General features: G+C 51.9%; 14 protein-coding genes. 8 read left to right on the forward strand and 6 right to left on the reverse strand.

Annotated elements, in window-relative coordinates; genetic code table 11:
* Positions 1-54 precede the first annotated feature (54 nt).
* Both GBK04_RS15225 and GBK04_RS15230 read left to right on the forward strand, forming a co-directional pair.
* Positions 55-1,668, forward strand: a complete 1,614-nt coding sequence (locus GBK04_RS15225; protein ID WP_152761086.1) for an acyl-CoA carboxylase subunit beta — start codon at positions 55-57, stop codon at positions 1,666-1,668.
* Between the two features lie 59 nt (positions 1,669-1,727).
* Positions 1,728-2,606, forward strand: a complete 879-nt coding sequence (locus tag GBK04_RS15230) for an NAD(P)-dependent oxidoreductase (RefSeq protein ID WP_152761088.1) — start codon at positions 1,728-1,730, stop codon at positions 2,604-2,606.
* A 60-nt stretch (positions 2,607-2,666) separates the two neighbouring features.
* Here the strand turns inward: GBK04_RS15230 and GBK04_RS15235 are convergent, their stop codons facing one another.
* Together GBK04_RS15235 and GBK04_RS15240 are read right to left on the reverse strand one after the other, a co-directional pair.
* Positions 2,667-6,104, reverse strand: coding sequence for a 3-keto-alpha-glucoside-1,2-lyase-like domain-containing protein (locus GBK04_RS15235; RefSeq protein WP_152761091.1), 3,438 nt, complete (start codon positions 6,102-6,104; stop codon positions 2,667-2,669).
* A 76-nt stretch (positions 6,105-6,180) separates the two neighbouring features.
* Positions 6,181-7,455 carry a Gfo/Idh/MocA family oxidoreductase gene (locus GBK04_RS15240; RefSeq protein WP_152761093.1) on the reverse strand — a complete coding sequence of 425 codons (1,275 nt, stop codon included), beginning with the start codon at positions 7,453-7,455 and terminating at the stop codon, positions 6,181-6,183.
* Positions 7,456-7,706: 251 nt separating this feature from the next.
* Here GBK04_RS15240 and GBK04_RS15245 point away from each other — a divergent pair, with 251 nt between their 5' ends.
* Entirely contained in the window at positions 7,707-8,402 is a 696-nt protein-coding gene (locus tag GBK04_RS15245) for a DUF3592 domain-containing protein (protein ID WP_152761095.1), read from the forward strand.
* A gap of 53 nt (positions 8,403-8,455) precedes the next feature.
* Here GBK04_RS15245 and GBK04_RS15250 read toward each other — a convergent pair whose 3' ends face one another.
* Both GBK04_RS15250 and GBK04_RS15255 read right to left on the reverse strand, forming a co-directional pair.
* Positions 8,456-10,702 carry an alpha-L-rhamnosidase-related protein gene (locus GBK04_RS15250; RefSeq protein WP_152761097.1) on the reverse strand — a complete coding sequence of 749 codons (2,247 nt, stop codon included), beginning with the start codon at positions 10,700-10,702 and terminating at the stop codon, positions 8,456-8,458.
* 81 nt (positions 10,703-10,783) lie between these two features.
* A complete protein-coding gene (locus GBK04_RS15255; protein ID WP_152761099.1) occupies positions 10,784-12,346 on the reverse strand; it encodes a hypothetical protein in 1,563 nt (520 codons plus the stop codon).
* A 347-nt stretch (positions 12,347-12,693) separates the two neighbouring features.
* Between GBK04_RS15255 and katG the strand changes: the two genes are divergently transcribed.
* The 4 genes from katG (at position 12,694) to GBK04_RS15270 (ending at position 17,258) form a co-directional block, all read left to right on the forward strand.
* Positions 12,694-14,958, forward strand: coding sequence for a catalase/peroxidase HPI (gene katG / locus GBK04_RS15260; protein ID WP_152761101.1), 2,265 nt, complete (start codon positions 12,694-12,696; stop codon positions 14,956-14,958).
* A gap of 239 nt (positions 14,959-15,197) precedes the next feature.
* Positions 15,198-15,998 carry a PDDEXK nuclease domain-containing protein gene (locus GBK04_RS15265; RefSeq protein ID WP_373331004.1) on the forward strand — a complete coding sequence of 267 codons (801 nt, stop codon included), beginning with the start codon at positions 15,198-15,200 and terminating at the stop codon, positions 15,996-15,998.
* Positions 15,979-16,182, forward strand: coding sequence for a PDDEXK nuclease domain-containing protein (locus GBK04_RS30670; RefSeq protein ID WP_373331005.1), 204 nt, complete (start codon positions 15,979-15,981; stop codon positions 16,180-16,182). The genes GBK04_RS15265 and GBK04_RS30670 overlap by 20 nt, the downstream gene beginning before the upstream one ends.
* Positions 16,183-16,328: 146 nt before the next feature.
* The gene (locus GBK04_RS15270; protein WP_152761103.1) at positions 16,329-17,258 is read left to right on the forward strand and encodes a 5'-nucleotidase; all 930 of its coding nucleotides are present in this window, start codon (positions 16,329-16,331) and stop codon (positions 17,256-17,258) included.
* Positions 17,259-17,444: 186 nt separating this feature from the next.
* Here the strand turns inward: GBK04_RS15270 and GBK04_RS15275 are convergent, their stop codons facing one another.
* Positions 17,445-18,509 (reverse strand): hypothetical protein, encoded by a 1,065-nt coding sequence (locus GBK04_RS15275; protein WP_373331006.1) that lies wholly within the window; start codon positions 18,507-18,509, stop codon positions 17,445-17,447.
* Positions 18,510-18,566: 57 nt separating this feature from the next.
* Positions 18,567-19,928, reverse strand: a complete 1,362-nt coding sequence (locus GBK04_RS15280) for a M24 family metallopeptidase (RefSeq protein ID WP_152761105.1) — start codon at positions 19,926-19,928, stop codon at positions 18,567-18,569.
* Between the two features lie 168 nt (positions 19,929-20,096).
* Between GBK04_RS15280 and GBK04_RS15285 the strand changes: the two genes are divergently transcribed.
* Positions 20,097-21,218: a Fic family protein gene (locus GBK04_RS15285; RefSeq protein WP_152761107.1), complete on the forward strand. Its 1,122-nt coding sequence runs from the start codon at positions 20,097-20,099 to the stop codon at positions 21,216-21,218.
* Positions 21,219-21,225 lie beyond the last annotated feature (7 nt).

Below are 21,225 nucleotides of genomic sequence, written 5' to 3' on the forward strand. Positions count from 1 at the left end.
TTTTGATGGAAATACGCATCCACCGATTTCTCAAAAAACTACTTCATCAACCCCATGACTGAGCCCGCTTCTTTGACCGAACTTCTTGACGATTACAATGTCCGCTATGCTACCGTACAACTGGGCGGAGGCATAAAAAAGATTGAAAGCCAGCATAATAAGGGCAAACTCACCGCCCGCGAACGGGTGCATTACCTGCTCGATGAAAACTCGTATTTCCTGGAAATCGGAGCTTTTGCCGGGGAGGGGATGTACGAAGATGAAGGCGGCTGTCCCGCGGGTGGCGTCGTGGTGGGCATCGGGTACGTTGCGGGACGGCTGTGCGTGGTGGTGGCCAACGATGCCACGGTGAAAGCCGGAGCATGGTTTCCTATCACGGCCAAGAAAAACCTCCGGGCTCAGGAAGTAGCGATGGAAAACCATCTGCCGATTATCTATCTGGTCGACAGCGCTGGCGTGTACCTGCCCATGCAAGCCGAGGTATTTGCCGATAAGGAGCATTTCGGACGTGTTTTTCGGAACAACGCCCACATGTCGGCCCTGGGCATACCCCAAATTGCTGCCATCATGGGTAGCTGCGTGGCGGGCGGGGCCTACCTACCTATCATGTCCGACGAGGCGCTGATTGTAGAAGGTACCGGATCGGTATTTCTGGCCGGGCCATACTTGGTCAAGTCGTCAGTAGGCGAGGAAGTAGATGCCGAAACCCTGGGTGGTGCCACGATGCATTGCGAAATTTCGGGAGTGACCGACAACAAGTACCCCGACGATAAAAGCTGCCTGGACGCCATCCGGCGGAGTATGAGTAAACTGGGCGCTCCCGAAAACGCTGGTTTCAGCCGTGTTGAGGCGGTACTTCCGAAACGCCAGCCGGATGAAATCTTTGAAATTTTACCGGCCGACCGCTTCCGACCCTATGACATGACCCAGCTTTTGGAATGCATCGTGGACGATTCGGAACTGGAAGAGTATAAGCCCGACTACGGCAAAACGTTGCTCTGTGCTTACGCCCGGGTAGAGGGCTGGGCGGTAGGGATCGTAGCCAATCAGCGCAAAATGGTCAAGTCCGGCAAAGGGGAGATGCAGATGGGCGGTGTGATTTACGGTGAGGCCGCCGACAAAGCCGCCCGTTTTATCATGAATTGCAACCAGAAGAAAATCCCTTTACTGTTTTTTCACGATGTGACGGGCTTCATGGTCGGCAGCCGCGCCGAGCAGGGAGGCATCATCAAGGACGGTGCCAAAATGGTGAACGCCGTAGCCAACTCGGTCGTGCCAAAATTTACATTCATTGTGGGTAATTCCTACGGTGCTGGCAACTACGCCATGTGTGGCAAGGCCTACGACCCGCGCCTGATCTACGCCTGGCCCACCGCCCAGATGGCCGTGATGAGTGGCGCTGCCGCCGCCAAAACGCTGGTACAAATTGAATCGGCTTCGCTTAAAGCCAAAGGAAAAGAAATAACTCCCGAGGCCGAGCAAGAGCTGTTGAAAGAAATTACAGATCGCTATAATGAACAACTTTCACCTTACTACGCCGCCGCCCGCCTGTGGGTGGATGGCATCATTGATCCGCGCGAAACCCGGCGCATCATTTCGCTGGGTATAGAAGCAGCCAATCAGGCTCCGATTACGCAACGCTTTAATGTAGGGGCTATTCAAGTATAGTTTACTTGTTAACCCTGCTACGGATTCAATCAGATTCAAACCAAACCAACCTATCCATTATGTCCGAAAAAATTGCCTTCATGGGTCTGGGTACCCTAGGTACCCCCATTGCCGCTAATCTTATTCAGGATGGTCATGAAGTCACGGTCTGGAACCGTACTCCCGGCAAAGCTCAGTCGCTGCTGGACCAGGGTGCCAGCGAGGCCGATAGTCCCAAAGATGCCGTCACACCGGGCGGGGTAATTGTATCTGTATTGGCCAACGATGCTGCCGTAAAGGAAACCGTTACGAAAGAAGTTCTGGAAAAATTAGGTGAAGGCGGTCTGCATATTTCCATGAGCACCATTGCTCCCGCTACGGCGCGTCGCCTGGCCGAAATGCACGAGTGGTACGGGGTGGGTTATGTGGCTGCTCCGATATTCGCCCGTCCCGAAGCCGTAACGGCCCGTATTGGGAATCTGTGCGTGTCGGGCGAAGCAAAAGCGAAGGAACGGGCCAGACCCATTATCGCTCCCTCGGTCAAAGGATTTTTTGATTTTGGTGATGAGGTAGGAGCTGCCAACGTGGTGAAGCTGGCCGGGAATTTTATGATTGCCGCCAGCATGGAAATGATGGCCGAAGCCTTCACGATGGGTGAAAAAAGCGGGGTACCCCGGCAGGCGATGTACGATATGTTTACCCAAACGCTCTTTGCTACGCCAATTTTCCAGGGCTATGGACGGATGATCCACCAAAACAACTACGAAACGGTGGGATTCAAGTTGCCTTTAGGACTGAAAGACTTAAATCTGGTACTGGAAGCATCCTCGGATGTGCAGGTACCCATGCCGCTGGCCAACCTGCTCCGCGACCGCCTGCTGTCGGCCATTGCCAAAGGCCGGGACAACCTGGACTGGACGGCGCTCGCGCAGGGGGTATCGGATGATGCAGGATTGTAAAAAAAAGGCGCAAACCAGGTGTCGGATTTTTTTAAATCCGACATCCGGCTTGTCATCTGCTTATTTCTTTCGCTTCGATTTTTTCTTCCCGGTTTCAACGCTGGCCGCCGGGGCTGGAGCTTCCTCAACTTTGGAAAGATCGAGCACCCGGATGTTCCGGAAGCGGAGCGGGTTGCCGTGGCCCAGGTAGCCGATGTGGCCCGAGGTACGGCTCAGGCCAGGGTGTTCTTTGTGGTCAGCCGTGCCGTTTTTGCTGGCTTCGGCCAGGTCGCCGTCCAGAATCACGGTACCATTCAGGGTTACCCGTATTTTTGACCCTTTCACATATACTTCCTCGGAGTTCCATTCGCCTACCGGCTTAAGGTACCCCCGCTTGGCGGGTATAATACCGTAAGCCGAGCCGTGGTATTGATAGGGTTGCAGATTTTTGTAGATATCGGCGTCATTATCCAGAATCTGAATTTCGGTACCTACGTAGGCCGCGTCACCTTCCAGCGGAGTGCGGATGCCCAGGCCGTTGTTGGCCCCCGGCGTAAGTTGGAACTCGAAGCGGTACACGAAGTCGCTGTACTCATCTTTGGTGTAAAGATTGCCTTGTCCACCCCGGGTGGGATCAATGACCAGGTCGCCATTTTCGATGAAATAATCCGTTTTGTTGCCCACCCACTCGAATAGGTTGGTTCCGTCGAACAGTACCTTATAGCCCGCGTTTTTTTCCTCGGCGGTCAGTTGGTAAGGTTCCGGGCGGGGAATTTCGCGTACGTAGATGTCTCGGTAAGCCACCAGGGTACCATGAGCCTGCAGCTCGATCTGCTCTTTGGCAAAAATGGGCAGATTACGATCCCAGTAGTTTTCAAGGGTCACGTTATTTACCACGTTCACGCCGTTCAGATCCACCGATACGCGATCGCCCACCATCGTGATGTGGAAGGTATTCCAGTCGCCGATGGCGTTGTCGGCCAGTTGGGTGGGTTTGCTGGGGTTCTTCTGGTTATTATACAAGCCGCCCGACCCTACCTGAGCGCCTACATCGACACGAGAAGTATCCCAGATCTGCACCTGCGGGGTACCCCGCAGGTAAATTCCCGCATCGCCGTTTGGCTCGATTTTCCAATCCACGTACATCTCAAAATCACCGTACTGCTTTGTGGTCGCCAGATTATTGCCATGACCCGTAAAGATGAGGTCGCCATCTTTGGCGTACCAACCCTTTTGGGCTTCGGCGTCAGCTATTTTCTGTTTGGCGGCCAGCGTGTCTGGATGCATTTTGCTGCGCTTGGTCGGGTTTTCCACCAATCCCTTCCAACCCGTGAGGTCTTTTCCGTTGAAAATAGCCACAAAGCCTTCGCCCTTGGGCATGTCGGCCAGGTGCTTTTGGATGGCCTGCTGCTGATACTCACTTCCCTGACCGATCAATAGTGACGAGGCTTTTGTCAGTAGAGTACGGATTTCAGAGCCGTAAAATTCGGGATTGGCCAGGGCAATGCTGGCTACTGCCTTGGCTGCGGCCTGTTGTACGGGTGCCTCGTCCAGGTACTTCCCGGCTACCAGCAGTGCATTGAAGGTTTTGTATTTCGAAAGCTCATTTAGAATCGTTTCCTTCTGCGCGGAAGTAGTGGCTACATCCAGCGCATTTCGCAGCATGATTACCTTATTGACCGGCGTTTGGGCCGATTTCCCCACGGTGGCTACATATCCCGTGAGGGCGGCATTCAACTCATCCGCATCTTTCGTTTTTTGGCTGATAGCAAGTAATTCGGGCGCGGCACGGGCATCAGTCCAATTGGAAAGCGCAGCGATGGCAGCTTTTTTAGTCTGCTGATCGCCGGTCGTGTAGGCCGCTACCACCGAGTTCAGAGCCCGGGTACCTCCAATCGTGGACAGTACGGCCAGGTAATACGGACGCTTAGCCGCTGGAGCCGCTCCCATCTGGTTGAGTACCTGTTCACTTTGCGCTGCGGCATCGCCCGTTGTCTGAATGCTTTCGCTGATAGCCTTTTGCACTTCGGAGATTGACTGTGCTGCGGGTACAGTGTTGAGTAAGGCGAACAGCTGGGGTAGGTCATTGGAAGTAGATAAGGATTTTAAAGCCTTAAAAGCTGCCGAGCTAACCGTTGTATCGGTACTTTTCAGAAAGGGAGAGACCACCGCGAGCTTATCGGAAGCCTTCCTGGCGGCCAGTACCTCAATGACGGCAGGCTGAGCGCCAGTAGGCAACTGGGGTAGGGCATCGGCCAGTTGATCCGTCAATCCCTTCGCCGGGAGCGTTAGCAGCGTATTTTTTACCGTTTCGATGTCCTGGGCAGATCCCGTTTTTAGTACGGGCAGCAGGCTTGTGATGGCGGAGGTACCCCCTAGTTTTCCGGTAGTCCAGATAGCCGCTTGTTTAACCTGACTGTTTTTCGAACTTAAATACTTCACAATTGTAGGCAAGGCACTAGTCGCGCCCGCACGGCCCAGCATGCTGATGATTTCGGCTTGCACCTCCGGTTTGGCTTTTTTAAGTGCGGCTACCCACGGTGAGGTACCTTTGTCGACATACGGCTGGGCCAGTTTGAGGGCGGCGGCGCGGTATTCGGCATCATCGCTATTCATGGCTTGCACCAGTATAGGTACCCCCGCCTGTCCGCGGCTATCCGAATAGACTTTCAGTGCCGACGAGCGTGTGGCCGTGGGAATGGCAGGTTTGAGTAAGTCGAGGGCTGCCTTTTCAGCCAGGGGTGCTGAGCCATTTCCTGCCAGATGCGCCAGGTATTTCAGATATACCGCCGTGGCGTCGGCTTCGTCGTAAGTGTAGGAGGTACTTTGGGCCGCAGAAGCCAGTACTTTGGCTGAGCTGGGAACGGCCAGTTCGGAGAGCGCATACAGGCTCACTTTTCTGATATTCCGATTATCGCTGGCAGCGGTTTTTTCAAGAGCGGCAGCGGCCTGCTGGTATTTTGCCATGCCCAATGCTTCGATGAGGTACCCCTTATTGGCGTCACTGGCTTTGGGTAAAGCCTGTAAAAGAGCCTCACCCGCCGCCGGGGTGCCGATCCGGGCCAGGGCCCGGGAAGCAGGACCCGAAAGATTTTCATCATTGAGGTACCCCGCCAGCACGGGTACGGACTCGTCTTTGCCTACGGTTTGTAGCTGATAAATCAAGAACATCTTATTGTAGGCATCAGGTACCCTGGTCAGTGCTTCGGCGTAGGCTGCGGCAGCCATTGTACGCCAGGCTTCGCGGCCACTTTGGGTAGCGGCATAGCTGAATCCTCCCAGGGCGTACTCGGTTTTGGTGTTATCGCCTTTACCCGGCGGCGTCAGTTTGGTAGCGATATTTACCAACCCCGGCTTGCCCAGCGCCGCAATTTCCTCCATGGCTTTAGACAGCCGGTCGGCATTGGTAGCGGGTAGTTTGGCCAGAATAGCCGTTATTTTAGCCTCCGTGTCGGCTTGTGACCAGGCGTGAGGTACACACAGGCACAGGAGAAGGAATGAATAAAGTATGCTTTTCATTTTTATGGAATATAGCCCCGATGGCTTATAGGGGTGCTGGTTGAACGTGGTAAAAAAGATTGTCAGCCCGATGGGATCAGATAGTCCAGGGGCCGCGCATGGGTTGGTCGATGAGCCGATTGGCGCCTTCGTCGTCAATAAATACCTGCTTATCAGGATCATATTTCAGGGAGCGTCCCAACCTCAGAGCGGCTAGTCCCATGTTGACCAGGGTACAGGAGCGGTGCCCGTTCTCTTCGTTCAACGCAAATTTCTTCCGGTTTTTGACTGCATCGACAAAGTCCGTCACCTGGGGTTCGGGATCAGGGAAAGCAGCCAGTTTTTTGTCCAGATCGGAAATGTCCGAACGGAAACCAGGGTATAACTTCCCTTTGGGCCCTTCGATGTAGGCCACGTTTTCGTCCTTGCCTTCGCCGTCCAGTACAATCTGGCAGCCATCGGCATACGTATACGTAATGCGCCGCCAGGTACCCACGGCTTCGGTGTGCTGCTGCGGCGCATCCACTTCCACGGTAACCGGACTGGTATAGTCTTTACCCAGAAAATACTGAATCGGATCGAGGTAGTGTTGGCCCATATCGCCCAGTCCGCCGCCGTCGTAATCCCAATAACCCCGGAAAGTCTGATGGACGCGGTGCGGGTTGTAGGGCTTGTAGGGAGCAGGGCCGAGCCACATATCGTAGTCCAGTTCGGCGGGGATTGGTTCGGGAGTATTATTGGTCCGGCCTACCCAATAAAACTTCCAGTCGAAGCCGGTGTGCTTGCCCACGGTCACCTTAAGCGGCCAACCCAGCATACCGCTTTCCACTAATTTCTTGATGGGCTTTACGGTGGTTTTCATACCGTAGAAATTAGATTCGAACCGAAACCAGGTATTCAGACGGAAAATCCGGCCATGTTGCTGGACCGCCTCCACCAGCCGCTTGCCCTCGCCGATGGTGCGCGTCATGGGTTTTTCACACCACACATCCTTTCCCGCCCGGGCGGCATCGGCGGCAATGATGCCATGCCAGTGCGGGGGCGTGGCTACGTGCACAATATCAACCTCGGGTAGTTGAATTAGCTCCCGGTAATCCGAGAACGTTTTGACAGGCTGTCCCACCAGCTTGACGGCCTGTTGCAAGTGGTTTTTGTCCACATCGCATAGGGCCACCACTTTGGTACCTGCGTAGGGAATATGTCCGCGGCCCATGCCGCCCACGCCCACAATAGCCTTGGTCAGTATGTCGCTAGGAGCCAGGAAGCCTTTGCCCAATACGTGCCGGGGCACAATGGAAACTGTAGCCAGCGTGGCCAGCGAGCCTTTTATGAAACTTCGCCGCGAGGCGGTGGTTTTTGTATTTTCTGTCATTGAGGTAGGGGTGAAAATCAGGACAAGGATTGAATCAATTCTAAATTTATTAAATAATTTAAAGAAATAGGTTTTGATTTTATAAGGTAAGGAATTCAGGCCTGGTTTTTACCGACCGAAAACCCTATTTCCGGTTCAAAGTAAGGCAGGGTGATCTGGCAAGGTTATATACGCCTTTTACTCAGTTTGTTCTGCTGGTTTCCCTGATTTTCAGTATTTTTCTGCATCGATCTAAACCCGAGCAGAACCCTATGAAAAAGAAATCGGAAAGAAATACCGCCATCATTCTCACTCTGGTTGGGGCGGTGGCCTTAGGTATTGGAATATACCTTTTCATAGGTAAACAGAAATTTCTGGCTCGCTCTATAGTAGCTGACGGGGTAGTACGGGAGCTTGAATCGGGTTCTTCCTCTAAAAGCGGGCGGACCTACTACCCGGTGGTTGAATACCGGGATGATGCGGGGAAGCAACAGACTTTTACCTCCCAAATCGGTTCCAGTCCGGCCTCTTATGAGGTAGGCGAACCAGTGCAGGTTCGCTATGAGCCCGGAAAGCCCTGGACGGCGGTTATCGTCGGATTCTGGGAAATGTGGGGTGTGATTGCCGTTTTCGGGGGACTCGGTGCAATGTTTTTATTCATTGGGGCAGGTACCGTTTATGCTGCGATGCACCGGGCTAAAATGCGACGCGAGCTACCCCAGACCGGACGGATGATTGAGCTACCCGGTCGGGTGGAAATGCACACCACCAAGTCAAAAACGGAATTTTTTGTTAGAACCGAGTGGCATAATCCCACAGATGGGAAAATGTACCTCTTCGACAGTGAAAAGGTCTCGTATAATCCGGCATCATTCCTGACCAATCGGCTCATTCCGGTATGGATCGACCCTCTGAATCCCAAAAGCAGGTACTACGTGGATGTGTCTTTCCTGCCCGAAGAAGCCTGAAAAACAATAAACCGCTGAAAATTACATGATAGCTTAATTTACCCTCCCATTCCTCACCGAACTTCCCACGTATAGGTACCCGATGGCACGGACTCTATTTTCCAAAAGGCTCCGTCGGCGGTAGCCTTAATAGACTTGCCATCCTGGTACACCGTACTTCTGGCATTTTTACGAGGTAGGTACACTACGCCCGTAGTGTTGGCAGGCAGGGTGGTATGGAGTTCAAACCTTTCCGGCGTATTCTCAAACCGTACCTTCACCATTCCGCGCAGCGTGGTGTAGTCCAGGGAAGCCTGGCGGAGCGTATCGGGCTGAGGCTTGATCTGAATCGTACCAAAGGCGGGTGTCAGGGGCTCCACACCCATCAGTTTCCGGACAATCAGGTTAGCTGGCGCGGCTCCCCAGGCATGGTTCCAGTCCTGATTGGCCTTAAAGCTTGTATCCCAGGCTTCGGTGGTGAGGGTAGAACCGGTGCGGATCATGTTGTACCAGCTGCGCAAATCCGTAGAAGTAAGCAACGACAAGGCGTACTTGCTTTCGTGAGCATTGTAGAGCGCATCCAGCAAAAACTGTGATCCGTACACGCTGGTGGCCATCCCTTTGCTGCGGATGTGGGCCAGGACACTGGCGTGGTACTTTTCGGGTACCAGCCCGAACGCCAGCGCAAACATATTGGCGTGCAACGAAGCATGGTCGGTACCTTCGCCATCGCGGATTAATCCGGCTTTAGTATCGATGAAGGTACCCTGGAAAGCCGTTCTGACCTGTTGCGCGCGTTTCTGGTAGAAAGCGGCATCGTCCTGTTTGCCCAAATCCCGGGCAATTTGCTCCATAGCCAGCAGGGCTTTGTAATGAAAAGCATTGACGATGGCGTTGTACTTCTTAAACTCAAAGCCGTCGATCTCACTGGGTTGGGGCCAGTCGGTGATATCTTTCAGGTCTTCTTTACCGTCGAAGGTACCATAGTGGATGGACTTCTTGAACTCGGCCGTTTGCTTACCCGTTCGGGTGCTGATCAGCCCGTCGTTTCGGGCCAGAGCCAGCAGTAGCTTGGGTTTCAATTCATCATACAGGGTACCCACCGCCCGGATGTCGCCCGAATAGAGGTAGTCGTAGTAGGCTACCTGCAGATTCTGTAGCGACCACTCAGTAGGCCAGGTGGCGTGGTAAATCAGATAGTCGAGCGAGCGCTTGGCCATGTTGAACTCCGTATCCACAGCATAGTGCGACAGTTGGTTGATGAGCGCGTCAGCTTCGTAAGGTATTCGCTCGCGGTCACCGTCCACGTAATAACCCGTGAAAGAGGTAGCCTTAATGGAGTACTTGCTCAAATCCCAAATCTGGTTCAGGGTAGTATCCGAACTGGTGAATGTAGTAGCAGCTTCGTTGAAGGGATAAAAAACGCCGTGTCGGGTGACATTCTGAACGCGCACCTGTCCCGAAGGTACCACCAGTTCTACGTAACGGAAGGGCAGTACTTCGCCGATGTAGTCAGGCATGAAGATAGCCTTAGGACCCGTATTGCGCTTGTCGGAGGTAAACTGTACGGCGTAGGTATGTTCTCCCTGTCGCAGCGGCAGGCGGATCAGCCGGTAGCGAAGGGTACCCCCGGGCTTGGTATGCACGTGGCCATCGGCGGTAACATGTTCACCCACGTGCACAAGCAATGTATCGCCGCCTGACGGACTGTAGGCGGTCAGGTACAGTTGGCCAAACAGGTCTTTTCCGAAGTCGTACAACATACTTTGGTTGCTAAGGCGGCGCTGTTGGGCGGGTTTGTCTTCTGATTTTACCAGCGGATAGTAGGCTGTGGCGTAGTCTGAAAGTTGCCTGGCCGTTCGGAATACTTTCGGGGCGGACCAGGCGCTTTCCTGGGCTTTGTTATCCCAAGTTTTTACCTTCCAGTAGTAGATCCGGTTGGTATCGAGGGGTACCCCACAGCGGATATTCATTTGCTGGCTACCGCTTACCTTGCCCGAATCCCATACATCGCCCTGGTTGGCGCTGGCCTTTTCCTGCGTGCTGGCAACGAGCAGCTGGTAGGCCGTCTGACTAATCTGTCGACTGGTGTCGGTAAGTATCCAGCTGAAATAGGGCCGGTTGCTCCGTAGGTCGGCGGTCTGAAATGGAAAGCGTGCAGTGGCGGCTTCTTCGAGTGTGAAGTTGGTCAAAAAACCGTTTTTCCAGACTCGATCCGTATGCTCGAGCAGGTCGGTGCGGAGCTGGTTGGGTGCGGGCGACTGCGCCGTAGCCAGGGAGAATGACAGAAAAAAGGCAAGCGGGAGAAAAGTGCTTTTCATGCGTCGGGTTCGAGTGCCTGGTGAATAAACATAATTGTCCTGAATTAGTAAAGATAAGGGAGGCAAGGCCTTACCCAATCCTCAGTCATATCCGTGGTATAGGTATACCGCCCCGTACGTCCAGTGTGGACCTTGGAGGCCGGGATAGTTATACCGGTCCATCATCAAAGCCACATACCGGAAAGGGTACCCTTCGGGTAGCTGCACCACATTGGGCCATACCCGCGTACCCGCAGTGGCATCCCAGGGCGGCAAATCCATTTTCAAGGTACCGGCCGGTTGCAGGTCAGGGTAGGTGTAGATAAAGATTTCGCGCTCCGAACTGCCCGAAAAACAATACCGTTTATCGCCTATTTTCTGGATGGAGGTACCTGTCGAGTTGTGATTCACCGGGCCGGCGATCCGGGTGTAACCTCTGTCCCAATAATCCGATTCCAGCACAATGGCTTTGTAGCCGTTCTGGTTTTCGCAGGTCAGCATGCGCCATTTTTGGGCCGTCGAATCGAACAGCACGTGCGGATCTTCGATATCCCCTACCATGCCAAACGGCACGGCATTCATGACCGAGAAGCCAAAGCGGGGATCGCGCTTGCTCTCGACGGCCAATAGCTGTTTCTTTTCTTTGTCCGGATTGGCATAGGCACTGAAACCGGTAGTAAGTCCCCGCCAGGTGCGGACGGTACGATCGTAGAACAGGTGCGACGCCACTTCATTCCGGAGAATGCCGTCCTGGCGGTCGAACACGATGATACCTTCCATTTTTAAATCGAATACCGTAGGGTTCAGACTGAAGACACCCTGGATGTGGTGGGGTAGGGCCCTCCCACGGATGGACATCGTGTACCAGAGTCTTCCCTGATCCAGATACGGATCGCCGTTTTCGTACGTGATCGCGCGGATATCCGCCAGCCCGTTGCCTGTACTTAAAACCGATTCGACCGCATTGATAACTACTTGCCCGTCTTTGAGTTGCACGAATAGTTTTGACTGAAAAGCGTGAATGTATTCTTTTTTTCGGAGATCGAGGTACCGGTTGAAATCACTCTGTCCGATGGCCACGGGTAAACCTTTGTCCTGCCGGTACAGCACCAGTCCGCTGCCCAGCATCTGCAGAATGAGCCTGCCCTCCAGCTTTTCGGTGCCGGTGAGGTGGGTGGCAATGGACTCGTCGGCTACCACGGCGGCTTCCCTGACTATCCGGAGTCTGGCCGCAATCATGGCTCCAGCTTTAAAACCAACCGTCACGTAAACCTGCTCCCTGCGACCCGCATCCGTGAATTCAAAACCTACCTCGCCCTCGCCTGAGGTAGAAGCCAGGTCCAGCGTGTAGGTGGCAAAAGGGTTGAAGCCCCCAAACCAGATACTGGTCCGGGTTTCCTGCCGGGAGTTGATGACGAGTTTGTTTTCACTAGCCAGAACATCGGCCTGCGCGCTGAGGTAATGGCTGGTAGGGTACATGGAGGCGATACCGACGATTTCGCCGGGTTTCAAGGCGGCCAGCGGAATAGCCTGATCCTGATCAAAGATCAACCGACGAACGCCCTGCCGCACAAAATGGATGGCATCCGGAGCAGGTTGACCGTAGGATCCAAAGTTTGGGGCCAGGAAGAGTAAGATTACGAGGAAAGGGCGGGGGATATTCATTCGTGGTGGTACCTGAAATGTACTAAGAGGACGATAGGTTGACTGCTTTTACCGGAAACGGAATACAGTATTCGGTCCAACTTTGACGCATGAACTTTAGAATTGTGACTGACCAGTCAAAGGTACAGCTTGCCCCAGGACTTAAAAACATGCGTTTATCGCCAACCTTTTAGCAGTTCGGTGTTCAAGTGTTTCCGATCGCGTGCAGTGTTTTTTGCATTCCGTTGTAAACCCGTACCCTACTAATTCAATTGGTTTTGTCTATCAGTATATAAAAAATATAAATAAAAACTATTGAAAAGATAATGATAAATTTGTCCCAGTAGAATAACTAAAATAAACCCAATATGGCAAATAACGGAAGTCCTCACACCCATGTATGGGATGTCAATGATGACAGTAAAGTCAACACCGTCGGCAAATGCCCGTTTACGAGCGGCGCACTTAATAAGAGTGCGGGCGGCGGCACCAGAAACCGCGACTGGTGGCCCAAACAATTGAAACTGAATATTCTTCGCCAGCACTCTTCTTTGTCCAATCCGATGGATGAGGGGTTCAACTACGCCGAAGAGTTCAAGACGCTTGATCTGGCGGCGGTGAAACAGGATATCTTTGATGTAATGACCACGTCGCAGGACTGGTGGCCGGCCGACTACGGTCACTACGGGCCTTTCTTTATCCGCATGGCCTGGCATAGCGCGGGTACCTATCGCATCGGCGATGGCCGGGGTGGCGCCGGTGCCGGCATGCTGCGTTTTGCGCCGCTCAACAGCTGGCCCGACAACGCCAACCTTGACAAGGCCCGCCTGCTGTTGTGGCCCATCAAGCAGAAATATGGCCGGAAACTATCCTGGGCCGACCTGATGGTGCTTACCGGCAACTGTGCCCTTGAGTCTATGGGCCTGAAGACCTTCGGGTTTGGGGGCGGACGTGTCGATATGTGGGAGCCGGAGGAAGATGTGTACTGGGGCTCGGAGACGGAGTGGTTGGGAGACGATGTGCGTTTTCCTAATGGGCGTGATGGTGAGCTTGAGCATCCGCTTGGTGCCTCGCACATGGGGCTTATCTACGTCAATCCCGAAGGTCCCGGTGGCAACCCCGATCCGCTTGCCGCCGCGCATCACATTCGGGAGACTTTCGGCCGGATGGCGATGAACGATTACGAAACCGTCGCGCTCATTGCGGGCGGACATACCTTTGGCAAAACGCATGGTGCCGCCGATCCCAGCAAGTACGTAAGTTCAGAACCTGCCGGTGCCACCATTGAGGAGCAAAGCCAGGGCTGGCGGAATACCTTCGGTGGCGGGCATGGCGCGCACACGATCACCAGTGGTCTTGAAGGCGCCTGGACCACCACGCCCACCCAGTGGGGCAATGGATTCTTCGACCATCTGTTCGGTTTCGAGTGGGAGTTGACAAAGAGTCCGGGCGGGGCGCATCAGTGGAAACCCAAGGATGGTGCCGGGGATGGTACCGTACCCGATGCCCACGATTCGTCCGTAAGCCATGCTCCGTTTATGCTTACCACCGACCTCGCTTTGCGGGTAGACCCCGCCTACGAGAAAATTTCTAGACATTTCCACGAAAATCCGGAAGAGTTCGCTGACGCATTCGCCCGTGCCTGGTTCAAGCTGACCCACCGCGACATGGGCCCCAAGGAGCGTTATCTTGGCCCGGAGGTACCTGCCGAAGAACTGATCTGGCAAGATCCGGTACCAGCCGTTACGCATGAGCTGATCAACGACGAAGATATCGCCGCCCTGAAAGCTAAGATTCTTGATTCCGGCCTGCCGGTATCCCAACTGGTGTCCACGGCCTGGGCGTCGGCTTCTACCTACCGTGATTCTGACAAACGCGGGGGTACCAATGGCGCCCGTGTTCGTCTGGCACCTCAGAAAGACTGGGAGGTCAACGACCCGGCCCAACTGGCCAGCGTGCTGGAAAAGCTGGAAGGTATCCGGAATGAGTTCAACGGTGCTCAGTCGGAAGGAAAACAGGTTTCGCTGGCCGACCTTATCGTGCTGGGTGGCTGTGCTGGCGTCGAGCAGGCAGCGAAAAACGCCGGACACGAGGTGAAGGTACCCTTCACACCGGGCCGCACCGATGCATCGCAGGAACAAACCGATGTGCAATCGTTTGATGCCATGGAACCCGCCGCTGACGGATTCCGCAACTACCTCAACCCCAAGCATAAGTCTTCGGCCGAGGACATGCTGGTTGACAAAGCCCAGCTCCTGACGCTGACTGCACCCCAGATGACGGTACTCGTAGGGGGTATGCGGGTATTGAACACGAACTTCGATCACTCGAAGCACGGCGTTTTCACCCAGCGTCCCGAAACACTCACCAACGACTACTTCGTCAACCTGCTCGATCTGGGTACTACCTGGCGGGCGACTTCGGACGCGCAGAATGTATTCGTGGGCAGTGATCGCAAAACAGGCGAACCCAAGTGGACGGGTACCCGGGTGGATCTGATTTTCGGCTCTAACTCCGAACTGCGGGCCATCGCCGAGGTATACGGATGTGGAGATTCGCAGGAGAAATTCGTGCAGGATTTTGTGGCGGTGTGGGCTAAGGTGATGAACCTGGGCCGTTTCGACCTGGCCTGATCCAGCGCCTTTCGGCGCAACGTAGCCATTTATTGAGAAGAGGTAGTCTGGCAACGGACTACCTCTTTTTTTGATCTATTGCCGTCTTGAACTTTGAAAGTTAATTGCTCGGGCTTTCGATTTACCTCCCGGTTTACAGATTTCCTACCTATCTTGCTCCTACCTAGCTAATTTCCATAAACTTATCCGACCCCGAATACAAATCCTGGCTGATTGAACTGAAAGCCAAAATCCGCTCCGTGCAGCTGAAAGCCGCCATAGCGGTCAATTCCGCCCTGATTGAATTCTACTGGGAGCTGGGAAAAATGATCGAGGAAAGGCATACGGGTTATGGAAGTCAATTCTTGGACGTACTGTCCAAAGACCTGAAATCTGAGTTTCCTGAAATGAATGGTCTGTCCGTTCGCAACTTGAAGTATGCGCGGCAATTTTATCTTTTTCACAGTCCTCAAATTCGGCAACAGCCTGTTGCCGAATTTAGCCAACAGCCTGTTGCCCAAATTCCTTGGGGGCATAATATATTAATTATCAGCAAATCGCGTGATATTAAAGAGGCGAATTTCTATCTGCAACAAACGCTGGAAAACAACTGGAGCCGGGATGTACTGGCCTTGCAGATCAAATCCCGACTCTACGAACGACAGGGCAAAGCGATCACAAATTTCAAACATACCCTCCCTACACCCCAATCCGAGTTGGCCGAGCAAACTCTCAAAGATCCGTACATCTTTGACTTCATGACCATGTCTGCGCCGTACAAGGAGCGGGATATCGAAAATCAACTGGTTTCGCACGTCATGAAGTTTCTGCTGGAACTGGGCAAAGGCTTTGCATTTCTCGGCCAGCAATACCATCTGGAAGTGGCTGGCAATGATTATTACCTCGACTTACTCTTTTACCACACCAAGCTGAAATGCCACGTGGTCATCGAGCTGAAAAATACCAGGTTCATTCCCGAATACGCCGGTAAACTCAATCGCTCCGGCGACCCGGTTTTACCTGTCGGCGGTGGATACCTTAGTGAAAGAACCAGACGATAAGCCAACGATTGGCATCCTGCTCTGCCGGGATAAAAACAACGTGGAGGCCGAGTTTGCCCTGCGCGACCTCAACAAACCTATGGGTGTAAGTGAGTTTCAATTTACGGAAATACTACCCGATGAACTGAAAAGCAGCCTGCCGACGGTAGAGGAAATCGAGGAAGAGTTGAAGGGGATTGGTTGATTAATAGATAGTTGCAAATTTGAATTGCATTAGATTACCAGTTGCAAACTAGCGATAGCAGGGAGAATTTATTAATCACATACCCCTCAATTTAAGGAAAACGGAATGTGTACATTTTATTTATAACTCAATATTTTTACATCATTATGCCCCTCGATTTATCTCAAACCTTAGTAATTGGTGTTTCAACAAGATCTTTGTTTAATCTAGAAGAAGAGAATAGTGTATTTGAGAGCGAAGGGATTGCTGGTTTTAGAAAATACCAACTCGACCACGAAGATGTTCCATTGGAACCAGGTACTGCTTTTTATCTAGTACAGAGTCTGTTGCAGCTAAATACACAGGCTAGTCAAAGAATTGTAGAAGTTATTGTTATGTCTCGAAACAGCCCAGAAACAGGTGTTCGAGTACTAAATACGATAAAACAATTGGGATTAGATATTACAAGGGTAGCTCTGTCAGGGGGTGAACCGCTGGCTCCATATATTGATGCATTTCAAGTAGATTTATTCTTGTCGAAGGATGAAAGTGATGTCCAGACAGTAATTGATTCAAAGGTGTGCGCAGCAGCAATAATATACGCGCCTCCACAAGAATTTAACCCTAGTGATAATCGAGTAAAAATAGCTTTTGATGCAGATGCGGTTATTTTTTCAGATGAATCAGAACACAGGTATAAAACCGAAGGAATGGATGCCTTTCATAAATATGAAGCAGAACATGAAGACGATCCTTTGGCCGAGGGGCCGTTTGCTAAACTTCTAATCAAACTTTCCAAAATTCAAGAAAAATTTCCTTCTGGAATTGAAATGTCCCCGTTAAGAATAGCAATTGTTACAGCCCGCAATGCACCTTCACATATGCGCGTGATTCGAACGCTTCGTAAATGGGGGGTATACGTAGATGAAGCCTACTTTATGGGTGGTCTGTCAAAAGATAAAGTACTAAGTGCTTTTGGTGCTCATATTTTCTTTGATGATCAAGAAACACATCTTAAGTCTGCTAGCCTGATTGTCCCCTCTGGTAAAGTGCCTTATATTAGCAATTCACCTCTCAAATTGTTAGACAAGAAATAATTCTTTAACTACGAGTTAATATTATATCAACTTCCCCCAACAGGCACTAGGCTCTGCCGAATGACTACTACCCCTCAGCCCTCTAGTCAGTCATTTGCCTATCAACCGTCAATGTGATGAAAACTAGCAGAGATAGGTACCAACGTCAATTTTCTACAACCTGCTGCAAACCAAATACTTTGACTGTTATTTTCCCCCTTCCCCCGGCGCAAAGCAAGGTACCACATCCTCGCTAAAATAGGGTTCCTGATCCACCCAAAACATATAGTCCACTTTCAGAAAGTCCCTGGCAAAGGCGTGCAGAACTGATACAAGGTTTTTTCTTTTGGCTACTACCTTGTCGCTTCCGGTGGTACCTACATAGTTCCCATCCTGAATGGCAATGCCGATAGGTACCTTATAATCAAACTCGTGCATCATTGCCACGGTATGGTTGAGGTTTCCTTTGCGGGTGTACATCAGGTCGGGGCCACCCAGGCCCACCCCAATCTGCTCGCCGTAGGCATAGAGCGCGCGCAGGTACCCCTTGTCGTCATAGGGCAACCATTCGCCGGGCATGAAATTGGCGTATTGCATTGTTGTTGATTTGGGAAAAGCATTTTTGAGGGATAGCATGTTTGCTTTCAATCCTTGCACATACTTCTCAGGAGTGAAACTTGCATCGACTTTCGCCGTTACTCCGATGGCCGTTTCCTGCAGGTTGATCCCTTCTATTTTTCCGTCAAACTCCTTACCCAAAGCCGCCATCAATTGGGCAAACCGTTTTTGTACTTCGGGATTCCAGCGCTTCGCCACCCATCCTTCCACCTTGCCGTTGTCGTCGAGCTGAGTTACCGTCCCTCCGTCGTATTCCGCAGCAAGCAGGTAGGCGGGTATTGCTTTGTACTGGGGCGAAAAGGTCGCATCCTGAAACTGGATAAATAATTTCTTCCCGTGGGCTTTGAGGTACTCATAATCTTCCCGGACGATCGTAAAATCGTACTTGTCCTTCTCCGGCTCCAGCTCCCGCCACGCGTACATGATCTGGGCTCCCTCGAATCGGGCAATCTTCAAAAAGGAATGATCGCGGATAGCCTGCCGTTCACGGCCAAAATAGACAAAGTGCTTTATCGCATCTTTTTCCAACGGACAGGTCGCACCCAGGTACTGCTTGTAGGCATCCACATACCGATTGGCCAAATTGTTCTTCTGCCCGAACGTATAGGTAGTCTGGCTCACTACTATTAGTGAAGTGAATACCAGGAGCTTCATAATCAGACCACTTTTTCGATTTGTCATTTGATTTCTTGTCAAGCTGGAATTTCAAAATTACCGCACATACTCAATCTTGCGCGGTACTGTATAGATTTCCGTCTCCCGCCCGTCGATGTAACGGAAGCCATTTTTATCAAAGTACCCGTCTTCTTCCAGCATGATGCGGATGGTTTTGTTCCACTCGTCGATTTTCACGGCGGCGTTCAACTCGATGGAGTAGGCCGTGTTGGGAAAGAGCGGGTAGTCGCCGGGGCCTTTTACGCCGCCCTGCGCGTCCCACATACCGATGGTAGGTCCGGCCGCGTGGCCATGCACGCCGATGGGGTGCGTATAAATGCTGCCGTTGATGCCTTCCTTTTCGGATTGGGCCAGGGCATCGAGCAGAATCTGATTGCCGGATTTTCCCGCTGTAAACTGTTCGGTCAGAATTTCCTGCAAACGATTCCCCTGACGGAAGGCCTTTTTGAGGTAGTCGGGTACCTCCGTCTCGCCGGGTTTCAGGACGTAGGCGATTTGCTGCTGATCGGTGTTAAGGCGTAGGTAGGTAATCCCAAAATCGGTATGCAGCAGATCGCCGGGCATAATCACCTGCTGGCCGGGCCGCTTGGAAAAAGTACGCAGGTGATCGAAATTGGTGGCGTCGGCGCGTTGGATGTCCACCGTCGGGTGAAACCACGTATCCAGCCCCAAATCCGTCACGCGCTGCCGCAGGTACCATACCACATCGTCGGTCGTCGTCACGCCCGGCTGAATCACCTTTTCCGAAAAAGCCTCCTGAATAATCTGGTGCGAAATGCGGCAGATCATGGGGTAAATGACCATTTCTTTCTCGGTTCGGGTTTCGAGCCAGGCTACCGCGAGGCGGTCGGCCGAAGTCACCCGCGCCTGAAACGGCTTGGGTAGTTTGTTCATGAACTCTTGCTGCTCGGTGTAGGTGAGCCCGTCGGCGTGGGCGTAGTTTTTGGAGTAGTTGAGCGCAATCTGCTTCGGATTCTTTTGCTGAATCACCTTGACCAGCGCATCCCACTGATCGGGGTTGGAACTGATGTCCCACTCGCCTTTCAGCAAAGTACCTACATCGTAGCGGGCAATGGCCAGTTTGTCGAGCGGCTTGCCTTCGCCCGGATCATAAAATACCATAATCGTCCGCCGCCGCGCCGACAGCCAGGTACTGGGCAGCATGGTTTTCATGACGGGGTCTTCGTTGTACTCCCGCGAAATAATCACCCACATATCCACGCCCTCGCGGCGCATGAGCTGTGGCAGCAGATTCTCGAAGCGATCTTCCAGAATGGCATCCACAGTTTCGGCGCGCTCGCGCTCGTTCAGGATGGTGGGGATGGTTTGGGAAAAGGAAGGAAGGCTCAGGAATAAAAGCAGAAATGTGAGCAGAGGAAAAGTAGAGAATGAACGCATTTACAGGAGTCTGGTTAAGATTGGAATCTAAAAATAAGGATTTGGTTTGATTTAAGTGCTTTTGTAAACCACATGTATAGAAAACCTGCTTTTTCTATACATGTCTAGAAGTATATACATAGTAAAAGGGTACTTTGTATATATATTCAATTGCATAAATTATCTTCTATGCCCTTCACGCTTTCTTTTTTGCCCCCAACGGTTGAGGTAGAAACCCATGCCGTGTTAAGGAAAGCTGCGGCGGCTCATCGGTATCTGGCAGAGCTGAAGGGAATAGCGAGTACAATTCCAAACGAATCTATCCTGATCAACACGCTGGTACTTCAGGAGGCCAAAGACAGCTCGGCGGTTGAAAATATTATTACTACCCATGATGATTTATTCAAGGCAGAACTTTTTGCTGATGTATCGGAAAGCCAGTCTGCCAAGGAGGTGCAACACTATGCCAGTGCTCTGAAAAAGGGTTTTGCTTTGATTAGACAAAACAAGATATTGACCCTGCGACATATTTTGACGGTGCAGGAAGAATTGGAACAAAATCAGGCAGGATTCCGCCGTTTACCAGGCACAACGCTACGCAATCAACAGACTGGTGAAGTGGTATATACACCTCCGCAGGATCAAGAGGATATTATGCGACTGATGAGTAATCTGGAGGCTTTCATCAATGACGACTCTATGCTGGATGCCGACCCTTTGGTCAAGATGGCATTGGTACATTACCAGTTCGAAAGTATCCACCCTTTCTATGACGGCAATGGACGAACTGGCAGAATCTTGAATATTATGTATTTGATAATAAAGGATTTGTTGAACCTGCCGACGTTATACCTCAGCCGATACATAATAAAGAGTAAAGGCGAATACTATAGAAGATTGCAGGCAGTGCGGGATACTCAAGAATGGGAGGGTTGGATACTCTATATGCTGGAAGGGATAGAACAAACTGCCAAGGAATCCATAGTACTGGTACAGACGGTACGCGATCTGATGCAGCACTACAAAGAGGAGTTAAAAACGAAACTCCCCAAACTGTATAGTCAGGATTTGCTCAATAATTTGTTTCGGCATCCCTACACCAAAATTGAATTTGTGATGGATGATTTGCAGGTATCACGCCTGACCGCCACCCGATATCTCGATTTGCTAACTGAAAAAGGTTTGGTGACTAAGCGGAAGATGGGCAGGAGCAATTACTACATCAACGAGCCTCTTCTAACCCTATTCCTGAAAGCAGAGCAGGGTAGTACTTTCTCCGTAATCTCTACAAGTAAAAACTTACCGGAATAGCCCCCTC

Source organism: Salmonirosea aquatica (assembly GCF_009296315.1).
Lineage (GTDB): Bacteria > Bacteroidota > Bacteroidia > Cytophagales > Spirosomataceae > Salmonirosea > Salmonirosea aquatica.

Bases quoted from the DNA above. Each gene is read 5' to 3' on its own strand.
- katG (WP_152761101.1), top strand. From the start codon at position 12,694: ATGGCAAATAACGGAAGTCCTCACACCCATGTATGGGATGTCAATGAT.
- GBK04_RS15275 (WP_373331006.1), bottom strand. From the start codon at position 18,509: ATGAAGCTCCTGGTATTCACTTCACTAATAGTAGTGAGCCAGACTACC.
- GBK04_RS15225 (WP_152761086.1), top strand. From the start codon at position 55: ATGACTGAGCCCGCTTCTTTGACCGAACTTCTTGACGATTACAATGTC.
- GBK04_RS15280 (WP_152761105.1), bottom strand. From the start codon at position 19,928: ATGCGTTCATTCTCTACTTTTCCTCTGCTCACATTTCTGCTTTTATTC.
- GBK04_RS15285 (WP_152761107.1), top strand. From the start codon at position 20,097: ATGCCCTTCACGCTTTCTTTTTTGCCCCCAACGGTTGAGGTAGAAACC.
- GBK04_RS15230 (WP_152761088.1), top strand. From the start codon at position 1,728: ATGTCCGAAAAAATTGCCTTCATGGGTCTGGGTACCCTAGGTACCCCC.
- GBK04_RS15235 (WP_152761091.1), bottom strand. From the start codon at position 6,104: ATGAAAAGCATACTTTATTCATTCCTTCTCCTGTGCCTGTGTGTACCT.
- GBK04_RS15245 (WP_152761095.1), top strand. From the start codon at position 7,707: ATGAAAAAGAAATCGGAAAGAAATACCGCCATCATTCTCACTCTGGTT.
- GBK04_RS15250 (WP_152761097.1), bottom strand. From the start codon at position 10,702: ATGAAAAGCACTTTTCTCCCGCTTGCCTTTTTTCTGTCATTCTCCCTG.
- GBK04_RS15255 (WP_152761099.1), bottom strand. From the start codon at position 12,346: ATGAATATCCCCCGCCCTTTCCTCGTAATCTTACTCTTCCTGGCCCCA.
- GBK04_RS15270 (WP_152761103.1), top strand. From the start codon at position 16,329: ATGCCCCTCGATTTATCTCAAACCTTAGTAATTGGTGTTTCAACAAGA.
- GBK04_RS15240 (WP_152761093.1), bottom strand. From the start codon at position 7,455: ATGACAGAAAATACAAAAACCACCGCCTCGCGGCGAAGTTTCATAAAA.